Origin of the sequence: Sphingomonas fucosidasi (genome assembly GCF_036663855.1) — a bacterium.
Lineage (GTDB): Bacteria > Pseudomonadota > Alphaproteobacteria > Sphingomonadales > Sphingomonadaceae > Sphingomonas > Sphingomonas faeni_B.
Window position 1 is genome coordinate 1 of the sequence record NZ_JAXOJR010000014.1, and the last position, 17161, is coordinate 17161.

The following is a 17161-nucleotide window of genomic DNA, read 5'->3' on the forward strand; positions in this document are numbered from 1 at the left end:
GCCTCCTTCAGGATGCCGATGATCTGCTCTTCCGAAAACTGCTTCCGCTTCATCTGTCCGTCCCTTTCCGGGGTCGGACTCTAGCTCCAACTGGAGGAAAAAACGGGGGTCACGTCAAGATCAACCGGTCTCGGCCGTGTCAATTCGCCCCAGTTGCAGATGATCAGCAGCCCGTTCTTGCTTACCGAAATCGGACGTTCGTTCATCGTCTCAATCGGCGGCTTCTGAGTAGGCCCGGTCCAACCGTCAGTTCCCGAACTCGGTGTCAGCGATCAGCCGAAGCCAATGTCAGTGACTTCGATCTTGGCATTGGTCGCCACCCGTTGAGTGCGAGAACAAGATCACCGGTTAGACGCTGCATTCGGTCTGCGAGTAGCGGGACCAGAACAGGGTGCTGACGAACCTTCGCCATGAAAGCCGGATCGAACGAAGGTTGGACCAGAGCAGGCTGTAGTTCCAGTAACGCATCCCCTCCGAACGGCTCCCCTGCCAGAGCGTCAGCATAGGCCTGCGCGGCATCCGCGACATTTCCGGTACAGCGCGCCAATGTGGTGCGCAGCGTGATAGTAGGGTCGATCACGAAACGATTTTCTTGCGGTTCGACCGCGGCGTGCAGCGGCATCGCAGCGGCTGCAGCCTCTGCGGTGCGTCCAAGCTTGCTTAATGCGCAAGATTTGATCCAGGCGAACTGACGGTCGCTTCCTCGAACGCGGGCGTTCGTCGTGAATGGCCCATCCCCGCCTGGCGCGGCGAAGCTATCTTGTGCCGCTTCGATCGCAGACAGGGCTTCAGCCGCTCTACCGACCTCAAGAAGCATCGCTGCGCGATTTACTTCCAGATTTACCTTCGTCCGATCATTTCCCATTGGCGGAATGCTGGCCTCGATGATGCCGATAGCGGCATCGACGTGGCCTTGTACGTGCTGGGCTTTCGCCAGCCAGGTCGATGTCGCTGCCCATTCGATTGGTCCCCTCATGCCTTTTTTGGGGGCGGTCCCACGGGCGTTTTCCATCAGGCGCGTCGCTTCATCGATCCTGCCCGCGTTCAGAAGTGCGTCCGCCAACAGGAAGGTGCCACGAAGCTTGGGGCCGACAACGGAGCCAAGACTAGTATCGGCATCTTTCGTGCGCCCTTTTGCAAATAAGACCTGAGCTGCACCGATCGCGCTGTCGCGCAACTTCTCGAGTCCCATCCCGGCCCATTCCGTAACCTGCGGCCATATCGCTGCGAGGCGCTTGTCCGCCAACAGCGCCAAGGTGTCGTCAAGGCGCTTGATTTCGATGGCCTGTGGCGAACCTGCCGATCGGATAGTGAGCGTTGCCGTCGTTGCAGAAACCGGGCGAAACATGATGTCCGTAGATATATTGCCGGTAAGCGCGGGTGCTGAGGGTGGATTACCGGCTGATGCGTGGGCTGTGGCCAAAGCGAGTGCGACGAGCATCGAATATATCCCCCTGCTATCTTGGTTTGTCCTGTCATACGGTAAATTCAATGAAGACATTGCAGGAGCGTCGGGTGCTGCATCTCGGATATCATTGACGGCACTGCACGGCACCATGGCAACAGCTGGTTGCCGAAGGCGACGCAGGTCCGCTTCATTAACTGGGCGTCAAGAGGCGGACCAGTGTCATTCACCAATCCCGGCGGCTGGCCGAGTTTGTGCCCGGGATGTGAACATTCAAGATCGCGTCGCTACGCTCATGGACACCCTTGGCGGATGGGATTTTCTTCCTACCGCCTTCCATCATGGTGATCAGGACGGATTGCGTTCAGAACTTGGCCCGCACGCCGAAATTGACGCTGCGACCGAAGGTGTGGATTTCGGTCACGTCGTCGCGGGTTCCGGCATAGGAAACCTGCCGGGCGTTCAGGACATTGGTCGCCTGCACGAAGCCCTCCACGTTCGGCCGGATCTGGTAGCTGGCCCCCATGTCGACGATGCCGAACCCGTCCTGATAATTGCCCACCACGTCCTCGAGCGTAGGCAGCGACGTCACCACCGCCCCCGAATCGGTCAGGTACTTGCTGCGATAGGTGTAGCTGGCGTTGATCTCGAACGGTCCGCTTTCGAAGAACGGCGTGATCGAGTAACTGAGATCGGACACGCCCTGCATCCCGGCGTTCGCCGCGCCGACCCCGGCCAGGTTCAGTTCCAGCTTCGACGTGGCGAAGGTTGCCGTTGCCGTCACACCCAGGCCGACCGGCAGCTTGTTGGTGTAGCCGAATTCGAGACCGGAGATCTTCGCATCGCCGACATTGGTGGGGGTGGCGACTAACACGTCGACCGGCAATGTCGTCCCGTCGCGGACCGCAAAGGCGAGCGACCGGGTTTCGAAGTCCGATGCGATATAGTCGCTGATATCCTTGTAGAAGGCCGCCGCCGTGAACGCGCCGAACCTGGGGAAATACCATTCGAACGACGCATCGAGGTTCCACGACGTATAGGGCCGCAGATTGGGGTTGCCCGCCGCGGCGGTGAGGATGATCGACGGATCGCGCAGCGCAGCGGCCCCTTCGTTGAAGATGCTGGTCACGGTCGCGCTGTTGGTGTTGATCGAGTTGCGCAGTTCGGACAGCGACGGGCGCGTCATCGTGCGCGCGGCGGCAAGCCGGAACTGCACGCCGTCGGTGATCTTGAAGTTGGCGTTCGCGCTCGGCAACCACTCGGCATAGTTGCCCTTGGTGGTCAGCGGCGTGACCGCGGTGGTCACCTTGCCGTTCGCCCCCTGCACCGGCGACACCGTGGTGCCGTCGACGGACGTCGAGGTCCGCACATAGCGTAGGCCGAGATTGCCGGTCACCGGGATCGTGGCGACCGAGGAGGCAAAATCGACCCGGCCATAGCCCGCGACGATTTCCTCGCCGATGCGATAGGAATTCTGCAGATCAGCCGCGGTCGGGGTGAGGTCGCCGGCGCTCGGGTTCACCCCGTCAAACTCGCCGTTGAGCACATAGGCCCCATTGAACAGATTCCAGTCGACATTGGTCCAGCGCTGAAACTGCGCGATCGACTGGTCGAAGCCATTGGACGGTACCGGAAAGCCGAGGAATGCGCCCGTCTGCGTCATGCCGGGACGGAGCTGGGTCGTGCTGCGATCGCGGCGCTGATAATCGCGCGAGCGGTCCGAATACTGGCCACCATAAGCGATGCGGGTGAAGCGGAAGCCCTCCCCGCCCAGATCGACGTCGCGCGAGACGTTGAGCACCCCGGTCTTGTCCTGATCCTCCGAATTGATCGGCCGCACCGCGAAGCTTTCATAGCGCATCTTCGACGGATCGGTCAGGTCGAGTGTGGTCTGCAGCATCTTGATGCGCGCATCGTCGCGGACACCGCGGAAATCGAAGCTCAGGTCACCGCCGGCGCCGTCGGCGGTGCGATATTGCACGCGCTGGATCGGCGTATCGAGGTCGCTGCGCGCCCGCGCGTAGCTGATGCGCGGCTCGATTCGCCAGCCGTCGAGATCGAGCCGGATCGTGCCGTTCAGCTGCATGTTCTCGTGCGACTGGTCGAGATAATCGCTGTAGTTGCGGATCCGCGCCCCGCGGATCGTGCCCGCCACCAGCCGACCGTCCTCGACCACCGCCGTCGCAAGATCGAGGCGCGCGATCTGACCCGGGATGTAATAGGTCAGCCGCCGCTCATAGGTTTCGTTGTTGAATTTCGAATATAGCCCGTCGATGTCGAATTCGAGATTGGGGACGGGGCGCCACTGGACACCGATCACACCGCTGATCCGCTCGCGCTTTTCCTGCTCGAGATACGGCTGGAAATCGCCCGGCGCCTTGACCGTGCCCAGCCCCGGAATCGCGAGATCCTGCCAATAACCGCGGACGCGATCGAACTGCACTTCGCGCTTCGAATAGGAAACGCCGGCGAGAATGCCGAACGTCTTGTCGGCGTTGCGCCAGCTGGCCGACAGGCTGCCGTTCGGATTGACCGTGTCGGTCCGCTCCTCATACCCGCCAAAGGCGGTGGCGGCGACGAACGAGTCGCGGTTCAGCGGCTTGATCAGGCGGATGTCGACGGTCGAGCCGATGCCGTTCTCGACCAGGTCGGCGGTCGGCGACTTGGTGACGACGATGCTGTCGATCAGCGTTGCCGGCAGAACCTGCAGCCGGAACTGTCGCCCCGACTGGCCCGAATTGCGGATATTCTCGTTATAGGCCAGCGGCATGCCGTCGAACGTCACGGCCTGGAAATTGGGGCCCAGGCCGCGCACGCTGATGAACTGGCCCTCGCCGGCTTCGCGCACGATCGTGACGCCGGGCACACGCTGCAAGGCTTCGGCCACGTTGAAGGCGGGCAGCTTGCCGATATCCGCGGCGACGATCGAGTCGGAGATCGAATCGGCATTGCGCTTCAGGTCCAACGCGCGTTCGACCCCATTCGAAAACTTTGCGGTGACGACGATCTCTTCACCCGCGGGCGCGGTGTCGGCGAATGCCGTTGGCGTCTGACCGGCCGCCGCCGACCGAGGGCGAACGATCAGTGCACCCGCCGCATCGCGGGTGACGATCAGCGACGTGCCTTCGATCAGGCGACGCACGGCCGTTTCGGTGTCGAATTCGCCTGACAATGCGGGCGCGGTCAGTCCCGCCACGGCGGCCGACGTGAACAGGATGTCGGTGCCGCTCAGCCGGGCAATCTGCTCCAGCGCGCGGCCCATGGGCTGTGCGACGATATCGATCCGGGCGTGCCTCGCGCCGTTCTGCGCCGCGGCAACGGTCGATACCGACCACGCGGCCAGCACGAGCGCAAGCGCCGCCGACCGGTAAAGCTGCCGTTTCAGGTTCGTCATGAAAGGTCCCCGTTTCGCGCTCCCCGCGAGCGCCCCCCACCCCGACGACGGGCGAGCGGGTTTCCTCACCTGCGTGCTGAAAATAAATCAGGCGGTCGGGAAAATCCGTACGGCGTTGGCATCCGCCTGAACACGAACGGGCAGCAGGATGGCGATGGACCGGGCAAAGGCTTCCGGGTCGCCGACGCGGTACATGCCGCTCAACCGCAACCCGCCGACCCGCGGATCGGCAACGATCAGCGGGCGGTTCGTGTAGCGGTTCATCTCGGCGACGGCCTGCGACAGCCTCTCGTCGCGAAACGCCAGGCGGCCGTCCTGCCAGGCGATCACATCCCGCAGATCGGGCCGGTCCACCCGCTCGGCATGTCCGGCGGTCATCATCATCCGGTGACCGGGCTCCAGCGCAAGCGCCGTCCCGTCGCCCAAAATCCGAGGCGTGCCCTCGATCGCGGTGAAGGCGACGGATTCGCCATCGCGCCGTATGTCGACACGCCCCGCCGGCAACGATGCACGCTGCGCGCCCGCCTCGATCACGAAGGGGCGGGCATCCTTCGCGACGTTCAGATTGATGCGCCCGGCGCTGAGCGACAGGATGCGGGCGTCGGTCTCGGGGTGGAAGCGAAAGCGGGTCGCGGTGTCGAGCATCACCCGCGTGCCGTCTTCCAGTAAAAGACGACGCTGCTCGCCCACATCGGTCCGATAGACGCCGGCGATGGCCTCCTGCCAGCCAAACACCATGCCACCCGCCGCTACGACGGCGGCGGCACCAGCCAGCACAGCGCGACGCGACATCTGCGGGGGGCTGGTCGCCGGCAACGGGCCCAGCCCCCCCACCGATTCCCAGATTGTGGATGCCCGCTCGAATGCGTCGGCATGATGCGGATTCGCGTTCCGCCAGGCACGAAAGGCCGCCTCGTCATCCGGCGTGCGGTCATCGGCATGTAATCGCGCCAGCCATTCTGCCGCCTGCCGGTTTGTATTTTCCGGCATGCGGTCGAAGCTCACGTCACCAATCCTCCACCCAGTCGGTCAGATGCGCCATGGCCCGCGCGATATGCTTCTCGACGGCGCTCGGGCTGATGCCGAGTTCGGACGCGATCTCTCGATACTTACGACCGTCGAGCCTGTGCATCAAGAAAATCTCTCGGGTCCGAGGGCTTAGCTGTGCGACGCCGCCCCGCACCCGTTCTAGCCGATGCCGCGCTATCAGCGCTTCGTCCTGCAGCGGCGTGGCATCGGCGATCACGGCTTCGACGAGCGTCAGCGAAACCGACACCCCCCGCCGCCGCTCGCGACGATAGGCGTCGATGCCGCGATTGGCCGCTGCCCTGGCGAGCATCGCCGGGGCATTCTCCGCGACCGTCTTGCGCTCTGCCAGGCCGATCCAGGCATCGTGCAGCAGATCCTCGGCATCGTCGCGCCTGGTCATGCGGGCAATCTGCTCGCGCAGCCGCGACCAGCCCCCGCCCAGCCCTCCCACGCAACCTGCAACTTCCCGTGCGTTCATAGCGTGGCGGTTAGGGGCTCTAGGGTACGGTTTCGTGACAATCCCGTGCAATCCCGATGACGCTGCCCGTAAGTCGCGACTATAAATCGGGTTCGGACAGAACCACAGGTCCTGCCACGAGTCCTCCCCCGGCATAGCAATGACGGGTTCGCCGTCACTGATGCTGGCGCCGCGGCCGCGCAGATAGCCGGCCGCCTGCGAGGCGATCATGCCATGGGTGACGACATAATCATCTGCCTCGCGGCGGCATGTTGCGGAGCGGCTCGATCATCCGCGGCTTTGTATCGCGCGCCGGGTCGACCGGAAACGCCTCGCGCGTGCCAAAGCCGGCTTCGATGCCCGGCAATGAGTACGAGATCACCCAGCCGATCCAGATGCGCTTTAGCCGGCGTGCGCGGCGACGTTGCCGTCAAAGTGCTCGGCGACGACTTCGGGGGCATGAACGCCGCCGCCGACCACATTGCCAAGATCCTGCGCAAGACAAGCGGCGCCGTCGACGTTCGCGTCGAGCAGACGGAGGGCCTGCCGATGCTCGACATCCACCCGAACCGCATGGCGATGTCGCGGATCGGCGTCACAGCCGGCGACGTGCAGGACACGGTGGCCGCCGCGATCGGCGGGCGCGAAGCCGGTCTGATCTTCGAGGGCGACCGCCGCTTCCCCGTCGTGATCCGCCTGTCCGAAGCGTCGCGCTCCGACCTGACCCAAGTGGCGCAGGTACCCGTGCCGACGTCCGCCGGCGGCTTCGCGCCGCTATCGACGGTCGCCGATATCGCGGTAGTCGACGGCCCCAACCAGATCAGCCGCGAGAACGGCAAGCGGCGCGTTGTCGTCCAAGCCAACGTGCGCGACCAGGACGTCGCCAGTGTCGTCGCCGACGCGCGCGCCGCGATCGACGCGCAGGTGAAGATGCCGCCCGGCATTTATGTCGAATGGGGCGGGCAGTTCGAGACCCTGGCGTCCGCGCACGATCGGCTGTTCCTCGTCGTACCGGTCTGCTTCGCGGTCATCATGCTGCTGCTGTACGGCGCGCTCGGCTCGTTGCGCGACGCGATGATCGTCTTCACCGGCGTACCGCTCGCGCTGGTCGGCGGCGTACTCGCACTCGTGCTGCACGGCATGCCGTTCTCGGTCTCGGCCGCGGTCGGCTTCATCGCGCTATCGGGGGTCGCCGTGCTCAAATACTCCTCAGTCGTTCTTCCTCAGCGAGCGGCGGCATGCCTCCCTGCGGCGGTCAACGTCGCTCATAATCGTCGGCATGGGCGCTGAAGGGACATGGAGCACGCCCAAATCACTTGGGTATGAGCTGCACTATGGAGCGTAAGCCCAACCCTCGACCGTCAGACCAGCAGGCTGTAACGCCCCTGCATGATGCGCCAGCACCGATTTCGGGACAAACCGAACCTGGCCCCTTGGCCAAGGACGATCGCGAATTGTGCCGGATTGAACCTCAGTTCCATACCCAGGTTGATGATCACGACCCAAGTGTTCAATCCGTTGCCAAAGCAGGCTTCGATGAGGGCGCTGGCGCGATCGTTCTCGTTGGAAACGCATGTGCCGAGCAAGGCGAGCAGGCGAGCGTGAAGGACGGCCTGATGAAGCCGGTTCGCAATGATCGCGATGGTGAACTAGCGTCGTTATCCCTTGAAATTGGCCGGTAACTACTGGCGGGAAAATCAACAAAGTGAATAACTCCCATTTACCCACTGACCGAGGTCAGCAGGCAAACGGGGAAAGTTGATCGGGTCGGTTACGTCACCGTCGGTCACAGCCCGCAGGCTTATCTTCAACCGACGGCACCGGGACGATGTCGCCCCGGTGCCGGATTTCAAAGGCCTTAGCCGGTCGGCAGCAGCACCGTGTCAATCACGTGGATAACGCCGTTGGTGCAGGCGATGTCGGCAGTCACCACCTTGGCGCCGTTGACGGTCACGCCGTCAGTGCCATCGACGTGGACAGTGGCGCCGCCCGCGGTTGCCGGGTCGAGCACTTTGCCGGTCACGTCCGCCGCCATCACCGTACCTGGCAGTACGTGGAGGAGGAGGATCTTCGTAAGCTTGTCCTTGTTCTCAGGCTTGACCAGATCGTCGACAGTGCCGCCCGGAAGTGCTGCGAACGCGGCGTCGGACGGCGCGAAGACCGTGAATGGCCCCGCACCCTTCAGTGTGTCGACTAGCCCTGCCGCGCCGACCGCGGCAACGAACGTCGTGAACGAACCCGCAGCGACGGCGGTATCGACAATATCATGCTTTGTATCGGTCATCTTTTCGGTCCTAGATCAGAGCAAAAAATAGCGCGTTCGCCAAGTTCCGACCCGCGCGACGATCCGCCGCGGCTTCGGTTCGGAGCCTGGGATCGGAAGTCGCCGCGCCATGTCGTTGTCCGGCACGCCTCTCTTTCCACCCGGCAGACCGATGCGCGATATGACCTTTTGGTCGTATGGAAATCGACGTCCCCGACACCAGGTGCGAGCCGCGAACTGAAAGAGAGTTGCAGCTTTTCGATGATGCAGATCTAGGGGAATCGAGAATACGAAGGGAGATTCTGCCTTTATCACTCTCTTCCAAACCGGGCCGTTTGCGAGAGCGGGTTGTTGCCGTGGATCATGGCGCCTTGGCCGGACCATCCGGATTACGGCGTGCTTCCGCGACAGCCTTGCGCAAGGTCGCAAGGTCGAGCGCGCCGGGCGCGAGATAGGCGCCGATAATGAACGCCGGGGTGCCTTGCAGGCCGATTGCCGGGGCCTGCTCGTTGGTCCGCGCGAGCACGGCGTCGATTTCAGCCTTGTGTTTTACAAGATCGGCTTGCAGCCGGGGCCAACTCACCCCTGCCCGATTTGCGGCGGTCCTTATCGCGGAAAAATCCAGTTTCCCCGCCCCTGCATACAGTGCTGCGTTGAAGGCTTCGTGCTTGCCCTGCCACTGGCTGGCGATGGCGGCGCGCGCGGCTTCTACCGACACGGGCCCAAAAATCGGCCAGTCCCGATAGACCAGCCGGATCTTCGGATCGGAGGCGATCAAGGCCGCGACCACGGAATGCATGCGCCGGCAATAGCCGCAATTATAGTCCGCGAACTGAACGATCGTGATGTCATAGCCTTTAGGCGCGACTTTCGGGGCGACTGGATCTTCCAGGATTGCCGACTTGGTGATCGTTGCGGCGACCGCCGGGTTCATCGCGTCCGTGGACCACATGCCGACGCCGGATATCGCTAGCACTGCGAGCAGCGCCATCAAGGAGCGATCACGGGTCATTGATTGGTCTCCAGAATATCGTCGATACCGTCGTCGAGCGCAGCCCGCGAAATCTCTCTGGCATGGCTCTCGCGTATCATGCCGTCCGCAGCGACGAACAGGGTGGTCGGCAGGGCGCCCGAACCGACTGCCCGGCTGAAATCCTGACTACGGTCGACCAACAGATGCGGCGATGTCAGTCGCTTCGTGGCCAGGAAAGCCTTTACGACGTCCGGCGTCTCGCCTTGATCGATGAACAGGACCGGCACTGCGGTACGTGCCGCCGCGGCCCGCACCAGCATCGGCATCTCGCGCTGGCACGGTCCGCACCAGGTCGCCCACAGGTTGATGACGAACGGCTTTCCCCGAAAACTATCGATAGCAACCGGCTGTCCATCGATCGTGTAGGCGACAAGTCCCTTGGGCAGAGGGATGGCGGTATCCTCGACGAGGAGATGCGCAGCCGCTGCCCAGACCATGACGGCGATACCCAGGCTCGCCAGCGACCGATAGAGCGCGGCGGAACGGCGGAGCGTGGCGACGAGCACCAACGCCGCCCCGACGATGCCCGCAATCACGGAAAATCCGCCCTGCCAGATCGCGAGCGCCGACAGCGGATCATCGCTGTAGCTAGCAATGTGCATGGCGACATAGCCAATGCGTCCCATGACCAAGCCCGCCACGACCGCCGCCGTGACCGCGTTCGACGTCGGCCGGGGCGATTTTCGCGTCAGAAACGACACCAAGCCGATGAAGGCCGCGATCGCGAGCAGCGCGAGCAATCGGTCGGTCGACACCACCAGCGGACCCAGAGCGACGGTATTGCCGATCGTCATAACGCGGCCGCGCTCTTCCACAGCATATAGGCTGCAACGACGAAGATGAGGATCGCGAAGACGGTCGTGAGCGTCCCGCGGCCGGAAAGGCGCTTGGCAACGACCGTCCCGACCATGCCGCCGACGACACCACCAGCGATGAAGACGCCCGCGAGCGGCCAATCGACGAGACCGGATAGCGCATAGTTGGTGGCGGTCGCCAGCCCGAACGCCGCGACCGCGACCAGCGATGTTCCGACCGCGTTGATCATCGGCATCCTGGTCGATGCGATCAGTCCGGGCACGATCAGAAATCCGCCGCCGATGCCGAAAAATCCCGAGAAAATTCCTGTAGCAAGCCCGAAGCCTAGCACTTTCGGGGCGTTTGCGCGATTGCAGGCAGCGCCCTCGACGCCGAGGTTGCGACGACCACGCAGCATCAGGATGCCGACCGCGACCATGACGATGGCGAACAGGAAGAGGAGATGCTGGCCATCGACGGCCTTGCCCGCCGTCGATCCCGCAAAGGCCCCGAGCACGCCTGACCCGGCATACATCAGCCCGCAGCGCCACTTGACGGTGCCGGCCCGCGCATGGCTGAGCAGGCCCGTCGCCGCGTTCGCCGCGACCGCGAGCGCGCTCGTCCCGATCGCCACGTGCGGATTGGTGACGCCGACCAGATAAACCATCAGCGGCACGGCAAGGATCGAGCCGCCCCCGCCAACGAGGCCAAGCGTGAAGCCGACCAGGCCGCCGGACACTGCGCCCAGCAGGTATTGGATGGTATCGAGCATGAAGATGGACCTTGGACGGCGGAGCTGGCTCAGGCGGCTTGGCGATGCTCGGGATGCGCCATCCACTCGCGGCCCTTGAGCATGCCGTTCCAGTAAATCCATGGCAGGCCTTCGGACTTCAGCAGCCAGGACAGCCGCTGCGGCTTGGTGCCTTCGATGATCCACTTCGGAAAACTCGGCAGCAGCTTTCCGCCGTAACCGAACTCGGCGAGCAGGATCTTGCCGCGCTCGACCGTCAGCGGACATGAGCCATAGCCGTCATAGAGCGCCATCGGCGCCTTGCCGGCGAGCATCGACAGCAGATTTTCGGCAACGATCGGGGCCTGCTTGCGCGCGGCCGCCATAGTCTTGGCGTTGGGCGTCGATCCGCCATCACCCAGACCGAACACGTTGGCGTAGCGAATGTGCTGCAGGGTCGTCTGATCGACATCCACATACCCCGTGTCGTTGGTGAGCGGACTGTGCGCGATAAACGCCGGTGCCTTCTGGGGCGGCGTGACGTGAATCATGTCGAACGATTTGGTAATCTCTCCGCCCTTCTCCCGGAAGGTGGCGGTTCGATCAGATCCGTCGACCGCGACCAGGGTGGACTCGAACTGGAGGTCGATGCCGTAGCGTTCGACATAGGCCATCAGCGGCGGGACGAACTCCTTTACGCCGAACAAGACGCCCCCGGCGTTGTGAAACTGCACGTCGATGTCCTTGAGCACGCCCTGCCGCTGCCAATGATCGCACGACAGGTACATCGCCTTCTGGGGAGCGCCTGCGCACTTGATCGGCATCGGCGGCTGGGTGAACAGCGCAGTGCCGCCCCTCAGGGACCGAACCAGTTCCCACGTATAGGGTGCGGTTTCGTAACTATAGTTGGACGTGACGCCGTTGCGCCCGAGCGTCTCGACGAGCCCATCCACCCCGGCCCAGTCGAGTGCGATCCCCGGTGCGACGACGAGCGCGCGGTATCCGACGGTGGAGCCGTCTTCCAGTGTCACGGTATTGCGCTCGGGCTCGAAGCTGGCGACCGCGCCTTTGATCCAGCGCACGCCGGCGGGCATGACGCTCGCCTCGGGCCGCCGCGTATCCTTGGCATCGAACACGCCGCCGCCGACCATCGTCCAGCCCGGCTGATAGTCATGCTCGGTGCGCGGCTCGATGACGACGATGTCGAGCGAGCGGTTACGCTCGCGCAGCGATGCCGCCGTCGCCAGCCCTGCCGAGCCACCGCCGACGATGACGACATCGGCCCGCGACGGTCCCGCTCCTTCCGGAATTGCCACGGTTGTTTCAAGTCGGGGACGAAGCGCCGTCAGGTCATAGCCGGCGTCGCTCGCCGTCCTGAGGATCGTATCCGCAGGCAGCGCCCCGGCTTGCGAGAGCGCCCAAAGCGACGCCGAGCGCGTGCCGGTGCGGCAATAGGCGAGGACCGGAGCGTCGAGCCGCGACAGCGCATCGGCCATGCGCGCGACATCCTCATCGCCGATCTTTCCCGGCACGACCGGCACATGCGCAAACGCCATGCCGTGCGCCGCTGCAAGCCGTTCCATGGCGTCGGCGGATACTTGCCCCGGCTCCTCGCCATCCGGCCGGTTGTCGATGATGGCGCGAATCCCGTCCCGCGCTGCCTGGGCGATATCCGCCTCGGTCAGCTGGGGCGATACCGACAATGCGAGGGTAAGCGGCTTGATGGTCATGCGGATCGTCCTCGAGGGGGCGCTCCGGAACGCAACGCGCGCGCCGGAGACGAAGTCAGGCGGCGAGCGGGCGCTTCGAGAAATACCAGTCGGTGTACGCGAAGCCTTCGCCCTCGCGGCCGGCGGCTGCGGCGATCGTCTTGGGCGGCGGCACGATGGCGTCCTCGCCCGGCTGCCATCCGGCGGGCGTCGCGACGCCGTTGGCATCGCTTGCCTGCATCGCGGTAACAAGGCGGACGATCTCGGGGATCGAGCGACCGTTGCTCATCGGATAATAGAGCATCGCGCGCAGCACGCCTTCGGGGTCGATCACGAAGGTCGCGCGCACGGCCGACGTGTCGCTCGCGCCCTCGTGGATCATGCCATAGGCCCGCGCGACTTCCATTTTCAGGTCTTCGATGATCGGAAAGGGGATTTCGACGCCGAACTTCTCTGCGATGTTCCGGGTCCAGGCGATATGCGAATATATGCTGTCGATCGAGAGCCCGAGCAGCTCGCAATTCCTCGCCTTCAGCTCGGCCGCGACCCCGGCGAAACCGATGAACTCGGTGGTGCAGACGGGCGTGAAGTCCGACGGGTGCGAGAACAGTACGAGCCACTTGCCCTTGTAATCGGCGAGCGTGCGATCGCCGTGCGTCGTCTTGGCGGAGAAGCCCGGTGCGGGCGCATTGATGCGCGGCAGGCCGACCGTAAATGTATCAGACATGAGGCGTCTCCAGGTGAGGCTGCTTTGCCGGGGGGGCAAGCAGCAGGCGGTGCAGGATCATGCCGCCGAGCATTGCGGCGACGAAGATCGCTGCCGGAACGGGGGCGATGACGAGGTCGGCGATGGCGGGCCCGGGGCAAAGCCCGGCGATGCCCCAGCCGATGCCGAACAACACCGACCCGCCGATAAGGGAGCGCGTGATCCCGGTCGTGGCTGGCAGGACGAAGGATGTGTCGGCGATCGGCGCGTCGAGCCGCCGACGGATCCTCCACGCGACCGCCATCGGCAGGATGGCGCCGACCATTACGAAAGCCAGGGTCGGGTCCCACGCGCCGCCGAACAGGTCGAGGAACGCGCGGACCCGAGCGGGGTCGGACATGCCCGAATGCGCGAGGCCCGCACCGAACAGCACCCCGGCCAGCAGAGCGATCAGGACGCGGCGCATCACGACGTCACCCCCAACGCGCGCATCGCCGCCACCGTGGCAAACCCTGCGGCCATGAAGCTGGCGGTCGCCACGATCGACCGCGGCGAGAGGCGCGACAGGCCGCAGACACCGTGACCGCTGGTGCATCCGCTACCCATACGCGTGCCGAACCCCACGATCAGGCCGCCAAGCACGAGGGCCGTGACGGACGTCGGAAACCGGGTGGCTATCGGTCCGAAGGCAAATGCCACCAGCAAGGCTCCGAGTGGCAAACCGAGGATGAACGCACTGGCGATCGGCCATGGCGTCCCGCCGGATGCGATACCCGTCGCGCGCGCGACCATGCCGCTGACCCCGGCGATCCGGCCCAGTCCCAGCAGTATGATCGCGCCGGCAAGGCCGATCAGCAGGCCGCCGGTCAACCCGGCAAGCGGCATGGCGCCCGTCCAGTTCATCACAGGACGTTCAGCGGGATCTGGAGGTACCGCGTGCCGTTCGCCTCGGGCTCGGGCAAGTGGCCGCCGCGCATGTTGACCTGGATCGACGGCAGGATCAGCTTCGGCATCCCCAAGGTCGCGTCGCGAGCCGTCCGCATCGCGACGAACGCGTCCTCTTCGACACCGTCATGAACATGGACGTTGCCGATACGCTGCGCACCGACAGTGGTCTCCCAGACATAGCGGTCACGTCCAGGCGCTTTGTAGTCGTGGCACAGGAACAGTCGTGTTTCGGCAGGAAGGGTCAGCAGCCGCCGGATCGAGCGGTAGAGCTGCCGCGCATCGCCGCCCGGAAAATCGGCGCGTGCCGACCCATAGTCGGGCATGAACAGCGTATCGCCGGTGAACACCGCCTCGCCGATGACATAGGCCATGTCGGCCGGGGTGTGCCCAGGTACGTGGAGCGCGATCGCCGGTATCGAACCGATCGCGAATGCATCGCCGTCGTCGAACAGCCGGTCGAACTCCGAGCCGTCGCGGGCGAATTCGGTACCGGCGTTGAAGATCTTGCCGAACACGTCCTGCACCCGCAGGATGTCGCGGCCGATGGCGAGCGTGCCGCCCAGCGCCTTTTGCAGATAGGGTGCCGCCGAAAGATGGTCGGCATGGGCGTGTGTCTCGAGCAGCCAGTCGATCGTCAGCCCCTCCCCTCGCACATACGCGATGATGGCGTCGGCGGAGGCGGTATCCGTCCGGCCCGCGGCCGCATCGAAATCGAGCACGCTGTCGATGATCGCCGCACGCAGCGTCGTCGGATCGTGCGCGACGTAGCTCGCGGTGTTGGTGGGCTCGTCGAAGAAGCTGCGAACGACGAGTTTGGGCCCCGCCTGAGCGATGGACACTTGCGATGCGGCAGCGGCGAGAATCGGGTCGGTCATAACGCTCATATACAGTTATACTTTCAGACTTACAGTACATCGGTAATTACGTATGTACGTTGCGTGTGAAAGCGTGTCGAGGCAATCAGATGGCGATGATACAAAACGCAGAAGCAGCGCTTGCTGGCGCTACGGGACCGCGACCGCTGCGGATCGGCGACACCGCGCCGAACTTTCACGCCCGCACGACGCGTGGCGAGTTGAGCCTCGACCAGTATCGCGGTCGCTGGGTGGTGTTCTTCTCGCATCCGGCCGACTTCACGCCGGTCTGCACGAGCGAATTCATCGCGCTGGCCAAGGCGATGCCGCAGTTCGAGGCACTGGACGCTGTCCTGCTCGGGCTTTCGGTGGACAGCCTGTATTCGCACATCGCATGGCTGCGCGCGATCCGAGAGCTGTTCGGCGTCGAAATCCGCTTCCCGGTCATCGAGGACCCATCGATGGCGGTCGGTCGCGCTTATGGCATGATCGACGACGATGCCGCCGATGCGTCCGCGGTGCGCGCAACATACTTCATCGACCCCGAAGGCGTCATCCGCGGCGTCACCTGGTATCCGATGACAATCGGCCGCTCGATCGACGAGATGGTCCGCATGCTCGCCGCGCTGAAGCGCGCCGCCGACGGCAGCGTCCTCACCCCTGCCGGCTGGCAACCTGGCGACGATGTGCTGGTCCCCCCTGCCCAGACCGCGGAGACGGCGATCGGCGACGATGCTCCCGCGGACTGGTTTCATCGGACCCAGCCCGATCGATGACGGCGATCTATCAGTCCCGCGAGCGTGCCAATGCCGCGGCCGACCGCCTCAAAACCTATGCGCAGCCGCAGCGGCTCATGATCCTGTCCCGCCTGCTCGACGGCGAGGAGATCGTCGCCGAGCTCGAACGTTCGACGGGGATCGTCCAGCCGGCCCTCAGCCAGCAGCTTGCCGAATTGCGAAAGGCCGATCTCGTCGTGATGCGCCGCGCGGCGAAACAGGTTTTCTACCGACTGGCCGATAACGACGTGACGCTTTGCGTCCGCGCGATCGAGGCGATGTTCGGCAGTGGCGAGTCCGTGGCGACCGCCTTGGAACGCGTCACCGGGGCGACCGAGCCGTCACCGACACCTGCTCCCAAGCGCATTGTCGCGGCCGTGTTCGCGCGTGTCGGCTAAGCTGGCGCAATCGCCGTTCACCAACTTCGGGCAAGACCGTGCGGCCACTCGCGTCGGACTATGCCATGCCCATTGATCCAGATGGAGACCGATCATGCCGAGAACCGTATGTGCCTTGCTGCTGGCTGCGACGGCAATGATGACCGCCGGCCTAGCTGGAGCTTCCACCGCTCCCGTTTATCCGGTCATTCCGCGCTTCGGCGGGATCGTTCCCATGCCGGACGCGGCCGAGCGCCCTGATCCCAAACTGCGCTACCGGGTGTTGTTCAACATCACCAAGGCGGCCCCATCGCCGGACAAGCTCAACCCGAGCCTCGAGAAGGTCGCGCGGTTCGTCAATCTGCTAGGCGCCGACAAGGTGCGTCCTGTGCGGGGCGATATCGTCGCGATCATCCACGGCCCTGCGACCCCACTGATCCTTCAGAACGCCCCCTATGCCGCGCGGACCAAGGTCGCCGAGAATCCGAATATCGCGCTCATCGCCGCCCTGCAGACTGCGGGCGTTTCGGTCCAGGTCTGCAGCCAGGCGATGATCGGAAACAGCATAACCCCGGAGCAGATCGTCAAGGACGTCGTCGTCGATGATTCCGCGCTGACCACCTTGGCCACTCTGCAATTGCGCGGCTACGCGCTGATCCCGGACTGACGCACGGCGCGATACGGA

Annotated in this window: 18 protein-coding genes and 1 pseudogene; 5 read left to right on the forward strand and 14 right to left on the reverse strand. The window is 64.4% G+C overall.

The genetic code is table 11. The features are described 5' to 3' along the window. Positions 1 to 265 precede the first annotated feature (265 nt). The 5 genes from U1737_RS19045 to U1737_RS19065 form a co-directional block, all read right to left on the reverse strand. Positions 266 to 1441, reverse strand: a complete 1176-nt coding sequence (locus tag U1737_RS19045; protein ID WP_332797877.1) for a hypothetical protein — start codon at positions 1439 to 1441, stop codon at positions 266 to 268. A gap of 328 nt (positions 1442 to 1769) precedes the next feature. Beyond that, complete coding sequence (locus tag U1737_RS19050) at positions 1770 to 4799, reverse strand: TonB-dependent receptor (protein WP_332797878.1); 3030 nt, start codon at positions 4797 to 4799, stop codon at positions 1770 to 1772. 87 nt (positions 4800 to 4886) lie between these two features. Further along, a complete protein-coding gene (locus tag U1737_RS19055) occupies positions 4887 to 5804 on the reverse strand; it encodes a FecR family protein (protein WP_332797879.1) in 918 nt (305 codons plus the stop codon). Between the two features lies 1 nt (position 5805). Next, complete coding sequence (locus U1737_RS19060; RefSeq protein WP_332797880.1) at positions 5806 to 6228, reverse strand: RNA polymerase sigma factor; 423 nt, start codon at positions 6226 to 6228, stop codon at positions 5806 to 5808. Between the two features lie 307 nt (positions 6229 to 6535). Continuing rightward, complete coding sequence (locus U1737_RS19065; RefSeq protein ID WP_332797953.1) at positions 6536 to 6667, reverse strand: hypothetical protein; 132 nt, start codon at positions 6665 to 6667, stop codon at positions 6536 to 6538. Between U1737_RS19065 and U1737_RS19070 the strand changes: the two are divergent. Both U1737_RS19070 and U1737_RS19075 read left to right on the forward strand, forming a co-directional pair. Next, positions 6636 to 7485: pseudogene (locus U1737_RS19070) on the forward strand (efflux RND transporter permease subunit); the annotation flags it as partial. The gene U1737_RS19065 and the pseudogene U1737_RS19070 sit on opposite strands and share 32 nt — an antisense overlap. Positions 7486 to 7718: 233 nt before the next feature. Continuing rightward, positions 7719 to 7967 carry a hypothetical protein gene (locus tag U1737_RS19075; RefSeq protein WP_332797881.1) on the forward strand — a complete coding sequence of 83 codons (249 nt, stop codon included), beginning with the start codon at positions 7719 to 7721 and terminating at the stop codon, positions 7965 to 7967. A 176-nt stretch (positions 7968 to 8143) separates the two neighbouring features. Here the strand turns inward: U1737_RS19075 and U1737_RS19080 are convergent, their stop codons facing one another. The 9 genes from U1737_RS19080 to U1737_RS19120 form a co-directional block, all read right to left on the reverse strand. After that, a complete protein-coding gene (locus U1737_RS19080; RefSeq protein WP_332797882.1) occupies positions 8144 to 8569 on the reverse strand; it encodes a fasciclin domain-containing protein in 426 nt (141 codons plus the stop codon). A gap of 340 nt (positions 8570 to 8909) precedes the next feature. After that, entirely contained in the window at positions 8910 to 9539 is a 630-nt protein-coding gene (locus U1737_RS19085) for a DsbA family protein (RefSeq protein ID WP_332797883.1), read from the reverse strand. Between the two features lie 17 nt (positions 9540 to 9556). Next, complete coding sequence (locus U1737_RS19090; protein WP_332797884.1) at positions 9557 to 10375, reverse strand: prolipoprotein diacylglyceryl transferase family protein; 819 nt, start codon at positions 10373 to 10375, stop codon at positions 9557 to 9559. Next, the gene (locus U1737_RS19095; RefSeq protein ID WP_332797885.1) at positions 10372 to 11148 is read right to left on the reverse strand and encodes a sulfite exporter TauE/SafE family protein; all 777 of its coding nucleotides are present in this window, start codon (positions 11146 to 11148) and stop codon (positions 10372 to 10374) included. The genes U1737_RS19090 and U1737_RS19095 overlap by 4 nt, the downstream gene beginning before the upstream one ends. Before the next feature lie 29 nt (positions 11149 to 11177). Continuing rightward, positions 11178 to 12836, reverse strand: a complete 1659-nt coding sequence (locus tag U1737_RS19100; RefSeq protein ID WP_332797886.1) for a bifunctional protein tyrosine phosphatase family protein/NAD(P)/FAD-dependent oxidoreductase — start codon at positions 12834 to 12836, stop codon at positions 11178 to 11180. 55 nt (positions 12837 to 12891) lie between these two features. Next, complete coding sequence (locus U1737_RS19105) at positions 12892 to 13542, reverse strand: peroxiredoxin (RefSeq protein WP_248520470.1); 651 nt, start codon at positions 13540 to 13542, stop codon at positions 12892 to 12894. Beyond that, positions 13535 to 13987: a DUF6691 family protein gene (locus tag U1737_RS19110; RefSeq protein ID WP_248521420.1), complete on the reverse strand. Its 453-nt coding sequence runs from the start codon at positions 13985 to 13987 to the stop codon at positions 13535 to 13537. Before U1737_RS19110 ends, U1737_RS19105 begins: the two co-directional genes overlap by 8 nt. Continuing rightward, positions 13987 to 14424 (reverse strand): YeeE/YedE family protein, encoded by a 438-nt coding sequence (locus tag U1737_RS19115; RefSeq protein WP_248520469.1) that lies wholly within the window; start codon positions 14422 to 14424, stop codon positions 13987 to 13989. The genes U1737_RS19110 and U1737_RS19115 overlap by 1 nt, the downstream gene beginning before the upstream one ends. Further along, entirely contained in the window at positions 14424 to 15344 is a 921-nt protein-coding gene (locus tag U1737_RS19120; protein ID WP_248520468.1) for an MBL fold metallo-hydrolase, read from the reverse strand. Before U1737_RS19120 ends, U1737_RS19115 begins: the two co-directional genes overlap by 1 nt. An 89-nt stretch (positions 15345 to 15433) precedes the next feature. Here U1737_RS19120 and U1737_RS19125 point away from each other — a divergent pair, with 89 nt between their 5' ends. The 3 genes from U1737_RS19125 to U1737_RS19135 all read left to right on the forward strand — a co-directional run bounded on the left by U1737_RS19125 (position 15434) and on the right by U1737_RS19135 (position 17143). Further along, positions 15434 to 16099: a peroxiredoxin gene (locus U1737_RS19125; protein WP_332797887.1), complete on the forward strand. Its 666-nt coding sequence runs from the start codon at positions 15434 to 15436 to the stop codon at positions 16097 to 16099. Further along, positions 16096 to 16497 (forward strand): ArsR/SmtB family transcription factor, encoded by a 402-nt coding sequence (locus U1737_RS19130; protein ID WP_332797888.1) that lies wholly within the window; start codon positions 16096 to 16098, stop codon positions 16495 to 16497. The genes U1737_RS19125 and U1737_RS19130 overlap by 4 nt, the downstream gene beginning before the upstream one ends. Before the next feature lie 94 nt (positions 16498 to 16591). Then, positions 16592 to 17143, forward strand: coding sequence for a DsrE family protein (locus U1737_RS19135; RefSeq protein ID WP_443027160.1), 552 nt, complete (start codon positions 16592 to 16594; stop codon positions 17141 to 17143). Positions 17144 to 17161 lie beyond the last annotated feature (18 nt).

Coding starts and splice junctions, on each gene's coding strand:
- U1737_RS19135 (WP_443027160.1), top strand. CDS start 16,592: ATGCCGAGAACCGTATGTGCCTTGCTGCTGGCTGCGACGGCAATGATG.
- U1737_RS19080 (WP_332797882.1), bottom strand. CDS start 8,569: ATGACCGATACAAAGCATGATATTGTCGATACCGCCGTCGCTGCGGGT.
- U1737_RS19085 (WP_332797883.1), bottom strand. CDS start 9,539: ATGGCGCTGCTCGCAGTGCTAGCGATATCCGGCGTCGGCATGTGGTCC.
- U1737_RS19130 (WP_332797888.1), top strand. CDS start 16,096: ATGACGGCGATCTATCAGTCCCGCGAGCGTGCCAATGCCGCGGCCGAC.
- U1737_RS19045 (WP_332797877.1), bottom strand. CDS start 1,441: ATGCTCGTCGCACTCGCTTTGGCCACAGCCCACGCATCAGCCGGTAAT.
- U1737_RS19050 (WP_332797878.1), bottom strand. CDS start 4,799: ATGACGAACCTGAAACGGCAGCTTTACCGGTCGGCGGCGCTTGCGCTC.
- U1737_RS19120 (WP_248520468.1), bottom strand. CDS start 15,344: ATGACCGACCCGATTCTCGCCGCTGCCGCATCGCAAGTGTCCATCGCT.
- U1737_RS19060 (WP_332797880.1), bottom strand. CDS start 6,228: ATGACCAGGCGCGACGATGCCGAGGATCTGCTGCACGATGCCTGGATC.
- U1737_RS19090 (WP_332797884.1), bottom strand. CDS start 10,375: ATGACGATCGGCAATACCGTCGCTCTGGGTCCGCTGGTGGTGTCGACC.
- U1737_RS19110 (WP_248521420.1), bottom strand. CDS start 13,987: ATGCGCCGCGTCCTGATCGCTCTGCTGGCCGGGGTGCTGTTCGGTGCG.
- U1737_RS19105 (WP_248520470.1), bottom strand. CDS start 13,542: ATGTCTGATACATTTACGGTCGGCCTGCCGCGCATCAATGCGCCCGCA.
- U1737_RS19095 (WP_332797885.1), bottom strand. CDS start 11,148: ATGCTCGATACCATCCAATACCTGCTGGGCGCAGTGTCCGGCGGCCTG.
- U1737_RS19115 (WP_248520469.1), bottom strand. CDS start 14,424: ATGAACTGGACGGGCGCCATGCCGCTTGCCGGGTTGACCGGCGGCCTG.
- U1737_RS19125 (WP_332797887.1), top strand. CDS start 15,434: ATGGCGATGATACAAAACGCAGAAGCAGCGCTTGCTGGCGCTACGGGA.
- U1737_RS19100 (WP_332797886.1), bottom strand. CDS start 12,836: ATGACCATCAAGCCGCTTACCCTCGCATTGTCGGTATCGCCCCAGCTG.